A 15,542-nucleotide genomic window follows, 5' to 3' on the forward strand; every position below is an offset into this window, starting at 1 on the left:
CATCAGAAATAGAATGACCAGGATCAGCAATCCAATAACACCGCTGGACCATAACCCCAACTCCGGCTGTGGAACCACTTTGGGTTGACCGACCAGCAATGAAACCGAAATTAAGTATACGCCCGTAATTTCGGCGCTTGCAATAAATTCTTTTTTTGATTTTTGTTTAGATTTCGCTATAACGCCCCCCGCTTCAATGTCTGTCTCTTATTTCTCTAATGTATTTGGAACAACCTCTTACAGTTTAAAAATAAAACGCCGGATCTTTATATGTCACAAGTACTTTAGTAACCGACCTGCAGCCTTCTCCCCGATACCAACACCCGTTTCATTAGGTCTCCCGCCTATCAGTTATTGTTCTCTAATCAGGCTTTCAGCATTTAGGGCGCCTCTAAAAATTCAATTTTCTAGACAAGACAAGGCGCGAGTAAAAAATTTGAGCGAGGCATATAGTTGATATGTAAGCGATAATTTTTTTCGAGTAACGCAGTATTGTGACGAAAATTGGATTTTTAGAGGTGCCCTTTAATTGTTCGAGGCCTTGTTTACGTCTTTATGCATCACCCTTTTATATTCCTGTGAGATCCACCAAGTCACAACCCTTACAGCGAATCGGCTGCGGTCGGGCTGTTTTGAAATAATGTAGAACATTATTATGCTACTCGGTGCTATATGATTCTGAATTCTGAGCCTTCGATAGCCAGAAAAGCTGACTGAATAATTAGGCCACACACTTTTAATAGCAAGCATTTCTCGTGCCAAGCACGATAAACTTAATCATCAAAAGAAAAAAGAGGAAATAAATGTAGGGGCAAAATGATTATTCGCAATAAAGCTGCTTATCTACACCCTAGATTTTGCAGCTTACCGAACGCATGTCGTTCCTTGCCAACTAATTTTACAGCTTTCGTCACGTTACCATGTGCTTTGATCAAGGTTTTGGTAAGACAATTTTGCTGGAATGTTGTATTTCAAAAAACTAGACTCTGTGGTTCCCCTCACAGTTGCAGCGCAGGATGATAAATCGCGTTGATTTTTCTTTCCTGCAAGGTAATCAAAATTTCAGCATCCATTGAAGAAATAGCATCCCCACGAAAGTTTCCAAATGTGGGTGCAGCATCACGAGGGTGCTGACCCGCAGCCACAGTAACGTAATCGTCATTGACGGACAGACCACGACTTGGGTCAAATCCTCGCCAGCCGGCACCTGGCAAGTACACCTCTGCCCAGGCATGCATATCCCCACTGTTGGCCGCATCATCCCCAAGGCAATAGCCACTGACAAAACGGGCTGCGATACCAACGCTGCGGCAAATGTCAATGAATAGTATCGCGAAATCTCTACAGGATCCCTTCCCCTGCTTCATCGTTTCAGCGGATGTCCACGCATCACCCTCTTCACGCAGCATATACTCAAAACGTTGGTAAATCGCTTCAGCGAGCATCGTCAGAAAAGGAATTGTTTCATGTTTAGCTGCCAGCATTATTTCTTGAGCAAATACAGCACAATGAGGATCATTTCCTTCGAGAATCAGATAATGCGCAAGTGCCCCTGAAATTTCCGGTTCATATTCCAGCGGTAAAGTCAGCGCCTGATGGTCGGTAACAAAAAAATCGAAGGGATTTCCACGATGTGTTTCTACCAACATCTGTACTTCTATCAACAGATTCTCATGCAATCCGTTGAACCAGATCGTTTCAGTGTTATTTCCGTAAAGCCCGGTGCAGTGGGTGATTCCACCAATAGTGGGCGTAACATTGATACTATAGTTGTGCAAAGTCTGGCTGGCATCGCTGCGAGGCCTGAGCCGGACAGTGAAGGGCTCCAAAAATACCGGCTGGCTGTAGTGGTAGCGGGTGCGATGGATAATCTTTAACAACATGTGTTTGATTAAGCTACTTCGACAATAACTTGGATAGAGCCACATCCACCCATTCGTCCGGCATCTCCGCCACCGACTTACGCAGACTTTCCTGCCACAACTCAGGCAAATGCTGAAGATCCTCGCGCTCAAATCGATGCTGGACTATATCGAAAGAATTTCGTTTGTATAACACCACATCAATTGGAAAATCTACATCTACCGCGCTGATGCGCGTTGAATCGAAGGCAAGATAAGCCAGCTTTAGTGCCATATCCATTGGAGATTCATATCGTAAAACTCGATCAAGGATTGGTTTTCCATAACTGGACTCACCGATCAAGAAATAAGGCGACCCCTTCCCCACTTCCACCCAGTTTCCCTGAGGGTAAAGCATGTAAAGCTTGTGCTCCTTGTCTTTCTCCAACTGCCCGCCGATAATCGAGAACAGGTTGAAATCCAACCCTGCCTCCTTGAGCGCTTCCTTGTCTTCATTGGCCACAACGCGGACTTGTCCCGCAAAAGCATTCACGGCCTTATAGAGCTTATCAAAGTGACTGTCTTGCTCTTCCAATACTTCTTCGAAATAGGTCAGTGCCTTATCACGCACCGATCGTAAACCGGAAGTCATCAAAAACATGGAATGATTACCGTGCTGATGTATCGTCACCTTGCGTGCAGTGGTGCGCTCGGCACCCGAAGTAAGGCGGGTATCGGAGACACCAACGAGGCCTTCTTCGATCTTAAATGCTGCACAGAATGTCATGTTGTTTTATTGATATTTAAGTTAGATGGGAGCTGCTACCGGTCAATGGACGCAGCGTGAAATAAGTTTCGAAGATGGCATCATCAATTTGATTCAGCCGAGTTTGCAGACTATCCAGAAACTCGTGCAGTCCGCAGGAGATTATTTCGTCTATATGAGTGTAATTCAAATCTGCAAGCAGTTTCCCAAGGCGTTTCTCGATCACGTTACTAAAATCATCCTGTTGCGAACCGGTGATGGAACGCAGAGAGTTAGCAGCACGTCTCAAACATGACTGCACCGAGCGTGGAAAATCCTTGTTCAGTAGCAGGAATTCAGCCACCTTGGATGGCGTAATCTGCTTGGAATGTTTTCGGTACATTTCCAGCGCACTTGCCGACTTTAAGAGCGCCGACCACTGTATATTGTCAATGGCTGCACCGAGAACCTGTTCATCAGGCAATAAGATGAAATATTTCACGTCCAAGATACGCGACGTTTTGTCAGCTCGCTCCAGAAGCTCACCCATTTGCAGAAAATGCCAAGCCTCACCGTGGGACATGGTGGCTTCGGTAATGCCGTCGAAAAGATGACTTTCCATTTTTACGGCCATATAGAAATCATGTGGATTCTTGAGTGATGACTTATTGGCGGCTGCATCCTTGACCATCAGATAGAAATGGTTTGCCTGCTCCCACATTTCAGACGAGATGATTTCCCTGACTGATCGTGCATTCTCGCGTGCGTGGCGGACACAGCTCAAAATCGAATTGGGATTATCGCGATCAAAAGTCAGAAAATGCAGGACATTTTCGCGTGTAGGCTCTCCATATCGCTTTGCAAAAAGCTCCCCGTCTCCGGTAATGTTCACCAACGGCCCCCACTGCTCGCCGTATTCTCCAGGCATATCCAGGCTTAAGTTGAGGTTGACGCCAATGAAACGCGCGACGTTTTCTGCGCGTTCAAGATAGCGACTCATCCAGTAAATAGAATTGGCGACTCGGCTTAACATACGGACATACTCCCTTTCTTATCCATTTCCGGGATAGTCATTAGCTCAACACCCAAGTGTCCTTGCTGCCTCCACCCTGTGATGAGTTAACTACTAATGATCCTTTTTTCAACGCAACACGTGTCAGGCCGCCGGGCACCACGTAAATATCCTTGCCGTAAAGAATATAGGGCCGCAGGTCTATGTGCCTCCCCTCAAAATGGTCCCCTACCAAAACTGGTGCACGGGATAGCGCAAGGGTAGGCTGGGCAATGTAGTTGCGCGGATTTTTACGAATCAACTCCGCGAATTCGGCCTGCTGCGCTTTAGTGGAATGCGGACCCACCAGCATGCCGTACCCACCCGACTCGTTGGTAGCTTTCACCACTAGTTTGTCCAGATTGGCTAGCACGTATTCCCGTTCTTTTTCATCCGCACAGATATGGGTAGGCACGTTAGGCAGAATCATGTCCTCACCCAAATAATATTTAACGATCTGCGGCAAATAGGTATATACCGCCTTGTCGTCTGCGATGCCCGTACCGGGAGCGTTGGCAAGTGCCACACGTCCATTTCGGTACACGTCCATCAGACCGGGCACACCCAATACCGAGTCTGCACGGAAAGTTTTCGGGTCGATAAAATCGTCATCAATCCGGCGGTAAATCACATCCACTCGCTGAAAACCTCTCGTGGTACGCATATGAACGGAACCGTCCATCACCACCAGATCGCTACCTTCCACCAACTCCACGCCCATTTGCTGGGCAAGGAACGAATGTTCGAAATAGGCCGAGTTGTACATGCCCGGCGTAAGTACCACAACGGTGGGCGAAGAAATATTGTCAGGCGCAAGAAATTGCAACGTTTCCAGCAGTCTTGCCGGGTAATCGTCTACGGCCCGCACCCGTGAAGCTTCGAATGCAACCGGCAAAGTCCGCTTAAGCACCTGTCTGTTTTCCAGCACATAAGACACGCCGGATGGACAGCGCAGATTATCTTCCAGCACGTAATGCTGGCCATCTCGATCGCGAATCAAATCAGTCCCGGTGATATGACACCAGATTCCACGTGGCACATCCAACCCGACGCACTGTGGTCGAAATGAACTCGCCGAAAGTATCATATCTGCGGGGATAATCTTGTCCTTGAGGATTTTTTGTTTGTGGTAGATGTCGTCAAGGAACAAATTCAGAGCATGGATACGCTGCTTCAAACCTCGCTCAATATATTCCCAGTCTTTGGCTTCCACGATGCGCGGAACAATATCGAAAGGAAATATTTTCTCGGTACTCTCATCGTTGCCGTAAACAGTGAACGTGATACCCATGTTGTACATTGCAGCTTCAGCCGCTTTCTGGCGTGCAATAATCTCTCCGTCTTGCAGAGATTCGATGCGCCCGACCAGAATCTTTGCACCTGGACGGGGAGCACCTGTAGGCTGGATCAGCTCATCGTAAAAGCCTTCCGTATCGTACAACTTGAAATCTAAAGGCATAGGAATGGGTTCTTTATGAATTAGGGTTTCAGTGCAGTAGCAGGGTGATGCTGAAGAATGATATTTTTCAACAAAGAGTCGATAACGAACATACAGTTAATCTCTATCAACCTGCAGTGAGCATAACCCTTAAACAAGCTGTTGTCATCAAGTTGCTTTTCTAACGCCCACACATTAATTAAGTAACGTACTGTTCTACAATAACATTAATTCGGTTAAACTAATTCTCTGGATTTCCTTCCAAAGAAGAACTCCTATATTAATTTCCGTATGGACATCAAGCCGATTTTTTCAGATTGACCGCAATCGTTCCAGATCGAATATGCAAATCTCTTTGCGGGAATGGAATCTCGATTTTCCTTTTTCTTAACTCATCCTCGATCGCCCACAGGTACTGCGCCTGTGTCTTGGCAGGGGTGATGATCAGCTCGGATCCCACCCACACCACCAGTTCAAATTCCAGACTGCTCTCCCCGAACTTGACCAGCCAAGCGTCGGGGTCACGACCCTGGCCACGTCCTGTCCCTGCAATACTTAATGCCGCCGCAACCGCAGCCTCTTTGACCAAATGCTTGTCCGATCCGTAGGCAACACCAAATGGCACATGCAAGCGGCGAACACGCTCACCCAGTGTCCAGTTGATCACACGGCCACTGGTAAATTCCGAATTGGGCACAATGATATCGATCAGGTCCGTTGTGGTAACACGGGTGTAGCGCAAATTGATTTCGGTCACTTTCCCCATCACTCCGGATTGCAGGTCAACGAAGTCACCGACTTTGACGATCTTCTCGATCAGAATAATGATCCACGCCACAAAATTACTGAAGAGACTCTGCAGACCAAACCCCAATCCGACACCGATTGCGCCGCCGATCATCGCAAAGCTGGCCATACTAAAACCCAGATAACCCAGCCCGATGACCAAGCCGATGATCCAGACGACATAACGACTGATACGGCTCAGGGCGTACCAACCCGGGTTGAGCTCCTTGCTCTGATTGCGCCCCACCCTGACGATGGCCTGTTCGAACACAGTACCCACGCGCCAGACGATTACAAAAATAACGATCAGGCCGAGTATGCTGAGCAGGCTGACCTGTGTATCCGCAATATTGAACCATGGAAACAGAACGATTTCCTTGAGTTTGCTGTAGATCAGGAAAAGGGTGTCCATGCAGATTCTCCAGGTCGGATAAAATGAGTTTATTCTACACATGCTGCGCTGATAGGGTGAGCTTGCCTCACACAGCATTCATGCCTGAACAGCTCGCGAAGGGAATGTCATGAGCAATAACAAAAAAAGTGACGACAGTCGACCAACACCACATCCCCCTGCTAGAACTGGAACAACGACTGAATTGTATAGAATACCGGGTAGAATCAGAGAGCAGTCTCTCGCCTGCCCTTCCTCATCAAAAATATGTAGCATTCGATGCATGAACAACTGGCTCTTATTTATCACCAACCTTCCGACCAAGAACGCTACATTCGGATGAGAGTGTGGCATGCACTCAATGTGTCTGGAGCTGCAGTGGCGTGATGCAGTCTATTGATGCCAGAATGCACGCCTGCAGCGACACATTGGAAGCCATCGCTGCTGAGGTACGGGCTGGTGGAGGAACAGCGTTCGTGTCGCGCATTGAGGAACCGAATGGTGCAAATTTCTTCATCTATTTGCATGTAGCGAGGGCTTCACGGTGTTACTGGCAAATTTAGCAATGACGCATGATTCGCTAATTACCTGCGAGGTGCAGAAGTCAGTCAAACAAGCCCGCAAGCCGCGCAAGACCTTTACTAGTTTCTCAGAAATTGATTTCTTTCTCGGTAAGGCCAAAAAACAGACAGGTGCCACGCTGCAGGGCCTTGATGTCGGTGGCGTTCAGCCACCCGAGGGTATTGGTGCGGAAAGTTTGCTTGCCGGGTTGCGGGATGCCATCCTCGACGATGATCAGCTGTTGGCGAGCGCAAGCGGCGTTTTCGACGGTTTACTCATCGCCTTCGGCAAAGGAGTGCCAACTCATGAACCAACCTGATGCGCACACCATTGAGTGCATCGAAGCCCAACCTCAGCCGGTAAGTTTACGACAAGCCTTTTCCTTTTGGTTCAAGCTTGGCTTCATCAGCTTCGGCGGTCCGGCTGGGCAAATATCCCTCATGCACCAGGAACTGGTCGTGAACCGACGTTGGATTTCCGAGCGGCGTTTCTTGCATGCCCTGAACTACTGCATGCTCTTGCCGGGCCCGGAAGCACAGCAGCTCGCTACCTACATCGGCTGGCTGATGCACCGCACTTGGGGTGGTATCGTCGCTGGAGTTCTGTTCGTGCTCCCTTCGCTGCTGATACTGATTGCGCTGTCGTGGATCTATATTGCCTTTGGTAACGTGCCTCTGGTCGCGGGGCTGTTCTATGGTGTCAAGCCCGCCGTAACAGCCATCGTGGCACAAGCAGCGTATCGCATCGGCTCGCGAGTACTCAAGAACAACGTGCTTTGGGGAATTGCCACCTCATCCTTCGTTGCGATCTTTGCCCTCAATGTGCCGTTCCCTGCCATCGTGGCAGGAGCGTCTATAATCGGCTACCTCGGAGGTCGTGTCACACCGGACAAATTCCAGGCAGGCGGCGTCCATGGCAAGACCGACAAATCCTTTGGTCCAGCGTTGATTGATGATGATACACCAACGCCTGAGCACGCCCGCTTCAGATGGCCCAAGCTGGTTAAGGTGACCGTCGTTGCTGGTTTACTGTGGGCTGTGCCGATGGGGCTGCTGAATGTCTTATACGGATGGCATCACACACTTACGCAAATGGGCTGGTTCTTTACCAAGGCCGCATTGCTGACCTTTGGCGGAGCCTATGCGGTGCTGCCTTATGTATACCAGGGTGCTGTCGGATACTACGGCTGGCTCACGCCGACGCAGATGATCGACGGCTTAGCGCTCGGTGAAACGACACCAGGGCCGCTCATCATGGTGGTGGCCTTTGTCGGCTTTGTTGGCGGTTACGTGAAAATACTGTTCGGTTCGGACTCCCTGTTTCTCTCCGGTGTGGTGGCGGCCACGCTGGTGACCTGGTTCACCTTCCTGCCCTCATTTTTGTTCATATTGGCTGGTGGCCCTTTGGTCGAATCCACGCACGGTGACCTCAAATTCACAGCGCCACTAATGGCAATCACTGCCGCTGTGGTGGGCGTTATTCTCAATCTGGCACTGTTTTTTCTATACCACGTTCTGTGGCCGCAAGGATTTACAGGAACTTTCGACTGGATTTCGGCCGTCATCGCACTGGCAGCAGCCGTCGCTTTGTTCCGCTTCAAGCGGAATGTCATCGAGGTGATCGTCGCTTGCGCGGTGATCGGTCTGATAGTGAAAACCTTAATTCTGTAAGGTGAATTATGAAGTGGATTATTCGTGAGTGCCGGAAGTCCGATCGTATTGCTTGCCCGTGGTTGTTCGGGAAATTTACCGAGACAGAGCCGGAGTTTTTGTATGTACCAGCGAATGACTGCCAGAAGGAAACGCACAACTGTCCCCCTGTCATGCGCTAATTTCCCCCGCTTCCCTATATACACAATACAAGGAGATTCCCATGTTACGTTTCATTTGCTGTAGACGCTTCATTCTTGCGACAGCACTCGCTCTCAATTTGGCCACGGCTCATACACAGATGCAGCGAGCGTTTTGGATACCGCAAAGATTGAGCAGCTGACCGGGCTCAAAGGAAGTTTTTCCAAAGAAGAAAATGTATTCAAAGTATCCAAGCCGCGCAGCGACGTAAAAATCCAGGTTGATAAATGGTCCATGCCGACCTTCATGGGTCTCACGTCATGGACTGCCTTTACCCCGGCCCATAATGGACAAGCAATGATGATGGGCGATACGGTTGTGTTTGAGGATGAAGTCAATCCGGTCATAAGCACCGCCTTGAATGCCGGTCTTGAAGTTACCGCACTCCACAATCATTTCTTCTTCGATCAACCCAAGGTCTACTTCATGCACATCAGCGGCATGGGCAGTGTCGATCAGTTGGCAACCGGGGTAAAGAAAGTCTATGACAAGATTGCCGAAATTCGTGCTTCTCGTCCTCCGCCTGCTACAACATTTCCGGGAACAATCGCCAATGACAACAAGATCACCTCCGCTCCTTTGGAAGCGGTATTTGGCATGAAGGGACAGACAAACAATGGGATGTTCAAAGTCGTAATTGGTCGTGAAGCCAAAATGCATGGCATCGTTGTGGCCAATCAAATGGGTGTTAATACCTGGGCTGCATTTGCCGGTTCCGATGATGAAGCGGTTGTCGATGGCGATTTCGCAGTGCTCGAAGACGAACTACAACCTATCCTAAAGACCATGCGAGCCGAAGATATCAATATTGTGGCGATTCACCAGCATATGACTCATAAGCAGCCGCACTACCTATTCCTGCATTACTGGGGTAAGGGCAAGGCAGTCGATCTGGCAAAAAGCATTCAAAGAAGCGCTGAAAATTCAAGCTAACGTAGGCAAATGATGCACACTTGTCTGATGATAGACCAATCAAATTCATTCTCATTTTTGTCAACGTGATTCAGTAACTCAGATTAAAATTCTGATATCTAAATATAGTTTGGGGATAAGAAAAAAGTGGTACATAAAATGAATAGGATTACCGCAATAATAGTACTTGGTTTATTACTTTCAGGTTCAGTTATGGCGGATATAAATGATAACCAAACTTGGGCCAATATAACGGCTGTCGGTAGTTTGAGTTCTTTAAATCCAGCATTAAAGAATTTTAAATATTGGGCAGAGTTTCAAGGTCGTTTTGGCGATAACACGTCGCGTTTTTCTCAGGCAATCATCCGTCCTGGCATAGGATATGTCATTAACACTACTACTAGTGTCTGGTTGGGTTATGCGTTAGTGCACACTGCAGAGCCATTTTCAAAAACCACATTCAACGAGCGAAGAATCTGGCAACAATTATCTTTGAACGATAAATTTTCGTTCGGCACAGCCAGCAGTCGGACTCGTCTGGAAGAGCGTTTGGCGCCTAGTTTGGGTGATGATACCAGCTTGCGTTTACGGCAAATGTTTAAAGTATGGATACCACTGACTGCTGCCCCAGCCTACAGCGTAGTGGCTAGTGATGAGTATTTCCTAAATCTTAACAACTCTGACTGGGGACCTCGTAGAGGTTTCGATCAAAATAGAGCATTCATAGGAATGGGCTATGATTTCGACAAAGAATTTAAAGCTGAAATCGGTTATATGAACCAATATATTAATAGGCCACATACCTCAACAAACAGGAACGATCATATTTTATCGATTAATTTTTATTTAAATTACTAAATAGTAATATCCTTGAGATATTGCACTTCGAATGTGAATCCAAGCACCTATATATTTTAGGAAATGTCGAACAAAGGCTATTTAGTAAGTACCCCCCGACAAAGCCGGTGGATTTTCTATGTTGGTTTAATCGTGCAACGCAGTGAGTATATTCCATACTGACCGCAACCTGACTGAAGCCAGCTGGGGAAAAGTCCAATGCCTGTTGTGAAAAATCACAACAAAGATTGGGTTTTCTTTATCCAAGTATCAGCCGACTCTGGTCTGCCAAAAAAATAGCCTTGGTGGATAACCTGCCCACGTTGATTCAGAAATGCGGCCTGCTCGGCGGTCTCAACGCCTTCCGCAACTACTCTGAGGTGCATATGTTGAGCCACGGACAGGATAGTTTCCACTAGTGAGGCGTCATTCGCGTTGGTCGTCATGTCTTGCACGAATGTTTTGTCGATCTTGATTTCGTGTATGGGCAACTGCTTAAGGTAAGATAGTGAGGAATAGCCGGTACCAAAGTCATCCATAGAGAAATGGATGCCCATTGCGCTCAACTCGGTCATTTTGGCGATCACATCATTGATATTGTCGATTACCACCCCCTCCGTTACTTCCAGTGTAAGGTGCGTCGGATCGGCCCCAGTAATGGCAAGGCAGTGTTTGATCTGATCAACGAAATTGGATTGGCGGAAGTGGCGTGGACTGATGTTGATAGCAATTCGTATCGGCCAGGAGGCCATATCTTCACCCGCCAGCAAACTACATACTTCGGAAATAACCCATGTACCTAGCTCAACAATGAGATTCGATTCTTCTGCAATCGGAATAAATTCGCTTGGCGGTATTAACCCCCGCTGAGAATGTTGCCAGCGCACCAGCGCTTCTGCGCCGACAACATAACCCGTTGCATCCACTTGTGTTTGCAAGAACACGCGCAACTCGCTGGACGTGATGGCATGGTGTAGTTCGCGTTCGATTTTGAAGCGTTGTTTTGCAATCTCATCCAGACTCCCTTCGAAGAACGCGGTCTGTCCGTTTCCTCTTGTTTTTGAGTGGTGAAGAGCGGTATTAGCGCGGCGCAGGATGTCCAATGGCGAGTCTTCATCATTTCCCGGGAAAAGCGCGACCCCAAGGCAAGTGCTGAGGGTGATACTTTCGTCACCGAGGCGGAAAGGTTTGTGCAGGCTGTCATGTATCTTCATGGATATTTGGCGTGCAAAATTTACGGCATCGTGTTGCTGTTGCGCGAGGCCGACCAGCAAGATACCAAATTCATCTCCTGCGATACGTGCCACGACATCACCTTCCCGTAGGTTGGAGACCAACCGTTCGCCCACCGCCTTGAGTAGCGCATCGCCCAATGTCTGGCCACCCGCATCGTTTACGGTTTTGAATCGATCAATATTGAACGATATCAATGCGCTGCAAAGACGATTTCGACAGGGCAGAGCCAGTGCTTGCGTCATGCGCTCCAACAGCTGAGCGCGATTAGGCAAGCCAGTGAGCGTATCGTAATAGGCCAAATGGTGCATTTCGACCTCGGCTCGTTTCTTTTCCGTGATGTCTTCCTTGATCTCCACGAAATGCGTAATGCGACCGTTTGGCTCGCGGATAGGGCCGATGGTGGCATGGGCGATAAATTCGCTACCATTTTTTCGCTTATTGTAGAACTCTCCCTGCCATGTTCTACCCTCTGTCACGCACGTCCATAGAGCATCGTAAGTACTCTTCGGGGTTTTGTCTGAATGCAGCACACATTGATTCTGGCCGATGACCTCTTCGCGACTGTTGCCAGTTATGCGCAAGTAAGATTCGTTTACATATTCGATGTTAGCATTGAGGTCAATGATGGCGATACTCGCCGGACTCTGTTCTACAGCCTGCGCGAGCTTATGCAGCGACATTTCGGCGGCTTGGCGGGCTCTCTGTTCATTGACTTCGACCAAAGCCCGTCGGATGGCGTTCGGCAGGCGAGCCAGGTGATCCTTAAGGATAAAGTCCACCATGCCCAGGCGCAGCAATTCCACCGCCATTTCCTCGCCTACGCTACCAGACACCATTATCACCGGCAGATCAGGATGATGTGCTTGGATACGCAGCAAGGTCTTGCGGAAATCCATGCCTGGCACATTGAAATCTGCGAGCACCACATCCCATTCTGTTTGCAGCGCATCATTTAGTTCCACATTGCTGTCGATACGCCGCCACTCAACCAAAATACCGTTTTGGTGCAGATTGCGTTCAAGCAAGAGGAAGTCGGCGGGATTATCCTCAATAATGAGGAGATTTAGTGGGCGATCTATCACGGCTTTATCTTCCTGGCGGTGGTTCGTTGGTCGCCAGCCAGTAGACACCCAATCGACCGACGGTCTCGGCGAATTCGGCGAAGTCCACCGGCTTCCTGACGAAACTGTTGGCGTGGTTCTCGTAGCTTTTCAGACGGTCATATTCTTCGTCGGAGGATGTCAGGATGACAACCGGCAATAGTTTGGTGCGTATGTCTGAACGCAGCCGCTCCAACACTTCCAGGCCGGACAGTCGCGGAAGACCAATGTCGAGCAGCACTACTGTGGGGAGACAAAGATCCTCGCGTTCGATAAATTCACCTTCCCGAAATAGGTAATCCAGCGCCTGCTGACCATCCCGTACCACGTCTATCTGATTGGCCAGATTGGCGCGGCGTAATGCGCGCAGAGTAAGCATTTCGTCCTGGGCATTGTCTTCAACCAGCAGAATGGTTTTGGCATTCATCATTAAGTTAATCCTCCTTTTTATCCAGTGCCAATTCCACGGGTGTGTCAGATAAAGTAAAACAAAATATCGCGCCCTTACCCGGCTCTCCTCGTGCCTCAATGGCTCCTGCATGGCGGTTCACGATACGCTGCACCGTGGCCAAACCAATTCCGATACCGGGGAATTCTTCCTGGCGGTGCAAACGCTGAAAGGGTTTGAATAACCGATTGGCATGAGCCATGTCGAAACCGGCACCATTGTCGGCGACGCAGAAGAAGCGCGCGTTATCCCGTTCCTCGGCGTAAACGCGGATGCTTGCTTCCACCACGCGTGCTGTGTACTTCCAGGCATTGCTCAGCAAGTTGCGCATTACCACTTCGACCATACGCGCATCACATCGAGCCTGTAGTCCAGCTTCCACTTCCACTGTCATTTTCCGGCCATGGTCGCTTTGCGCCAGTTCGACAAGCAAGCGTTGTGACAGTGCAGAGATATCGAATAAGTCATAGTGCAATCCCCCGCTAGTGCTGCGTGAAAGCGTAAGCAGACCGTCGATCAAGTCGTTCATTTTGCGACTGGCGAGGCCAATCTGTTCCAGGAACATCATTGCTTCGCCCTGCAGCTGATGCCCGTAATCTTCTTCTAAGGCATGACTGAAGCCACTCATGGCCCGTAGCGGTGCGCGTAAATCATGAGCAACAGCATAGGCGAAACTATCCAATTCACGATTGGCAGCGGTCAGTTCGGCAGTACGTTCGTATACGCGCTTTTCCAGATCTACGTTGAGCCTGCAGATTTCATCTTGGCTCTGTTTTCGCTCGGTAATGTCGCGCAAGATCGCAGTGAAAAATTTGCCGCCGGTGGTGACACTCTGGGAAATGGATGCTTCTATCGGAAACTCCTGGCCATTGGCGCGTATGCCGTTGATTTCACCCACCCCCCCCATGCGGCGAGCCGTCATACCTGTATGCGCAAAATTCACGATAGCATCCGCGTGCGCGAGGTGGAAACGCTCTGGGATAAGCCGCGACAACGGCTGGCCTATTGCCTCAGCCGTACACAGTCCGAACATCTCTGCAGCGGCTGGGTTGAAAAGGCGTATCCGCTGCTGCTCATCCACGGTGATAACTCCGTCCATCGCCGAGTTGATAATGACCGCCAACCGCTCCTCACTTTCACGTAAAGACTGTTCCACCCGCTTGCGTTCAGTAATATCCTGCACCGTACCCTGCAGGTTCACGATGTTACCGTTGACATCTCGGGTTGCTTTCCCACGGGCAGCAATCCAGCGACGAGGGCAATTGGAGGGGCGTACTATCTCGGCATCGCATTCGTAGGGAACCCCTTCCAACAAGCTCTTTTCCACGGCAGCGGAAAGTTCTGCCCAGCTTTCTGGAGTGAAATACTCCTGTACCTCCGGGTAAATTGCTGGAGGCAAGGCTGGGTCGCGACCATAAATGTGATAGACCTCCTCCGACCAAATGTGCGTATCGCTCTGGATGTCCCAAGCCCAATTGCCAACACTTGCCAGTCGCTGCGCTTCTTTCAATTTCTGGTAATGCTGCGAGGTTTTTTCGTTAGCCGATTCAGCAGTAGCCAATGCCTCGTTGGCCCGTCTCTTTGAGCGCTGCAACTGGTCAAAGAAAAAACTGAAGAGGCAGCCCGTAAAAATGAAAATTACGATGGAAAATACAGACGCGGGATTGTCCTGCGAAAAGGAGAAAACAGGTGGTATGAAAATGTACCACGCCAATAATGAGCCCATGACAGTCGCAACAAGACCACCGACAAAACCGCCGACCCAGGCGCTGAGAAATACTGTGGGAATAAAGAGGAACCAGGCGTAAGGCTTGAAGATATCCCATAGAAGCCATTGCACGACACAGGCGACGAAAGGAAGCAAGACTGCGATAGCCAGGCGCGCGTTCATTGCGACTCGACTCTCTTCGATTGTGGCGTCGATGTAGTGAAGTGTTCTTCAACTAGCTCTAACACCATCTGCAAATTAATTACCGCCTCGGTGACGATGTGTGTGCTGTAAAGACGTAATCCTGGGATAGAATAACTTATTAACATATTGTTTTTTTAAAATACTTCACCTTATACCTCGCATTACCTTTTGGTACGAATTGCAACGAACTTTTATTTGAGAAATTTAACTATTCCAAGGCTGAACCTAATATAGCGACACTTCCGAATAGGTAGACCCCCCTAAAAAATTAGAATTATTAGCTTTTTAATTCGCCGCTAACGTCATAGTTAAGAGTAAAACCCCAGTTAGATTCTTATCGGCTCCGGGTGTTAAAAATGAAGGGCATCTCTAAAAATTACGTAACTACTCACCCCATCCCTCAAGAGCCTTACCCGCCAAAGCGATTTGAATAG

General features: G+C 48.9%; 14 protein-coding genes and 2 pseudogenes. 6 read left to right on the forward strand and 10 right to left on the reverse strand.

Translation table 11 applies throughout. From position 1 onward, the window contains the following. Positions 1 to 23: 23 nt before the first annotated feature. From MJ769_RS14615 to MJ769_RS01720, 7 genes and pseudogenes are all read right to left on the reverse strand, one after another. A pseudogene (locus MJ769_RS14615) lies at positions 24 to 86 on the reverse strand (DUF3309 family protein); the annotation flags it as partial. A gap of 912 nt (positions 87 to 998) precedes the next feature. After that, positions 999 to 1,664, reverse strand: a complete 666-nt coding sequence (locus tag MJ769_RS01695) for a transglutaminase-like domain-containing protein (protein WP_239234118.1) — start codon at positions 1,662 to 1,664, stop codon at positions 999 to 1,001. A gap of 33 nt (positions 1,665 to 1,697) precedes the next feature. Further along, positions 1,698 to 1,928 (reverse strand): annotated as a pseudogene (locus tag MJ769_RS14620) (transglutaminase N-terminal domain-containing protein); the annotation flags it as partial. Next, entirely contained in the window at positions 1,897 to 2,628 is a 732-nt protein-coding gene (locus MJ769_RS01705; RefSeq protein WP_239234120.1) for a peptidase, read from the reverse strand. The gene MJ769_RS01705 and the pseudogene MJ769_RS14620, both read right to left, overlap by 32 nt. A 16-nt stretch (positions 2,629 to 2,644) precedes the next feature. Continuing rightward, a complete protein-coding gene (locus tag MJ769_RS01710; RefSeq protein ID WP_239234121.1) occupies positions 2,645 to 3,619 on the reverse strand; it encodes an alpha-E domain-containing protein in 975 nt (324 codons plus the stop codon). Positions 3,620 to 3,659: 40 nt separating this feature from the next. Beyond that, positions 3,660 to 5,096 (reverse strand): circularly permuted type 2 ATP-grasp protein, encoded by a 1,437-nt coding sequence (locus MJ769_RS01715; protein WP_239234122.1) that lies wholly within the window; start codon positions 5,094 to 5,096, stop codon positions 3,660 to 3,662. A gap of 277 nt (positions 5,097 to 5,373) precedes the next feature. Beyond that, positions 5,374 to 6,273, reverse strand: coding sequence for a mechanosensitive ion channel family protein (locus tag MJ769_RS01720; protein ID WP_239234123.1), 900 nt, complete (start codon positions 6,271 to 6,273; stop codon positions 5,374 to 5,376). Positions 6,274 to 6,635: 362 nt separating this feature from the next. Here MJ769_RS01720 and MJ769_RS01725 point away from each other — a divergent pair, with 362 nt between their 5' ends. The 6 genes from MJ769_RS01725 (at position 6,636) to MJ769_RS01750 (ending at position 10,433) form a co-directional block, all read left to right on the forward strand. Further along, entirely contained in the window at positions 6,636 to 6,815 is a 180-nt protein-coding gene (locus MJ769_RS01725; RefSeq protein ID WP_239234124.1) for a hypothetical protein, read from the forward strand. A 2-nt stretch (positions 6,816 to 6,817) separates the two neighbouring features. After that, positions 6,818 to 7,132 carry a hypothetical protein gene (locus tag MJ769_RS01730; RefSeq protein WP_239234125.1) on the forward strand — a complete coding sequence of 105 codons (315 nt, stop codon included), beginning with the start codon at positions 6,818 to 6,820 and terminating at the stop codon, positions 7,130 to 7,132. Continuing rightward, the gene (chrA, locus tag MJ769_RS01735; RefSeq protein WP_239234126.1) at positions 7,119 to 8,483 is read left to right on the forward strand and encodes a chromate efflux transporter; all 1,365 of its coding nucleotides are present in this window, start codon (positions 7,119 to 7,121) and stop codon (positions 8,481 to 8,483) included. Before MJ769_RS01730 ends, chrA begins: the two co-directional genes overlap by 14 nt. An 8-nt stretch (positions 8,484 to 8,491) precedes the next feature. After that, positions 8,492 to 8,644 (forward strand): chromate resistance protein ChrB domain-containing protein, encoded by a 153-nt coding sequence (locus MJ769_RS01740; protein WP_239234127.1) that lies wholly within the window; start codon positions 8,492 to 8,494, stop codon positions 8,642 to 8,644. A gap of 133 nt (positions 8,645 to 8,777) precedes the next feature. Next, complete coding sequence (locus tag MJ769_RS01745; RefSeq protein WP_239234128.1) at positions 8,778 to 9,596, forward strand: DUF1259 domain-containing protein; 819 nt, start codon at positions 8,778 to 8,780, stop codon at positions 9,594 to 9,596. Between the two features lie 138 nt (positions 9,597 to 9,734). Continuing rightward, positions 9,735 to 10,433, forward strand: a complete 699-nt coding sequence (locus MJ769_RS01750) for a DUF2490 domain-containing protein (protein ID WP_239234129.1) — start codon at positions 9,735 to 9,737, stop codon at positions 10,431 to 10,433. A 215-nt stretch (positions 10,434 to 10,648) separates the two neighbouring features. On the opposite strand, the gene MJ769_RS01755 is transcribed toward MJ769_RS01750, so the two are convergent. The 3 genes from MJ769_RS01755 to MJ769_RS01765 are packed head-to-tail and all read right to left on the reverse strand — an operon-like array spanning position 10,649 to position 15,087. Then, entirely contained in the window at positions 10,649 to 12,730 is a 2,082-nt protein-coding gene (locus MJ769_RS01755; RefSeq protein WP_239234130.1) for a putative bifunctional diguanylate cyclase/phosphodiesterase, read from the reverse strand. Between the two features lie 4 nt (positions 12,731 to 12,734). Beyond that, the gene (locus tag MJ769_RS01760; protein ID WP_239234131.1) at positions 12,735 to 13,178 is read right to left on the reverse strand and encodes a response regulator; all 444 of its coding nucleotides are present in this window, start codon (positions 13,176 to 13,178) and stop codon (positions 12,735 to 12,737) included. Positions 13,179 to 13,182: 4 nt separating this feature from the next. Beyond that, positions 13,183 to 15,087 (reverse strand): PAS domain-containing sensor histidine kinase, encoded by a 1,905-nt coding sequence (locus tag MJ769_RS01765; RefSeq protein WP_239234132.1) that lies wholly within the window; start codon positions 15,085 to 15,087, stop codon positions 13,183 to 13,185. Between the last annotated feature and the right edge of the window lie 455 nt (positions 15,088 to 15,542).

Origin of the sequence: Candidatus Nitrotoga sp. BS, assembly GCF_927797785.1 — a bacterium.
GTDB lineage: Bacteria > Pseudomonadota > Gammaproteobacteria > Burkholderiales > Gallionellaceae > Nitrotoga.

Coding starts and splice junctions, on each gene's coding strand:
- MJ769_RS01705 (WP_239234120.1), bottom strand. CDS start 2,628: ATGACATTCTGTGCAGCATTTAAGATCGAAGAAGGCCTCGTTGGTGTC.
- MJ769_RS01710 (WP_239234121.1), bottom strand. CDS start 3,619: ATGTTAAGCCGAGTCGCCAATTCTATTTACTGGATGAGTCGCTATCTT.
- MJ769_RS01715 (WP_239234122.1), bottom strand. CDS start 5,096: ATGCCTTTAGATTTCAAGTTGTACGATACGGAAGGCTTTTACGATGAG.
- MJ769_RS01720 (WP_239234123.1), bottom strand. CDS start 6,273: ATGGACACCCTTTTCCTGATCTACAGCAAACTCAAGGAAATCGTTCTG.
- MJ769_RS01730 (WP_239234125.1), top strand. CDS start 6,818: ATGACGCATGATTCGCTAATTACCTGCGAGGTGCAGAAGTCAGTCAAA.
- chrA (WP_239234126.1), top strand. CDS start 7,119: ATGAACCAACCTGATGCGCACACCATTGAGTGCATCGAAGCCCAACCT.
- MJ769_RS01740 (WP_239234127.1), top strand. CDS start 8,492: ATGAAGTGGATTATTCGTGAGTGCCGGAAGTCCGATCGTATTGCTTGC.
- MJ769_RS01750 (WP_239234129.1), top strand. CDS start 9,735: ATGAATAGGATTACCGCAATAATAGTACTTGGTTTATTACTTTCAGGT.
- MJ769_RS01760 (WP_239234131.1), bottom strand. CDS start 13,178: ATGATGAATGCCAAAACCATTCTGCTGGTTGAAGACAATGCCCAGGAC.
- MJ769_RS01765 (WP_239234132.1), bottom strand. CDS start 15,087: ATGAACGCGCGCCTGGCTATCGCAGTCTTGCTTCCTTTCGTCGCCTGT.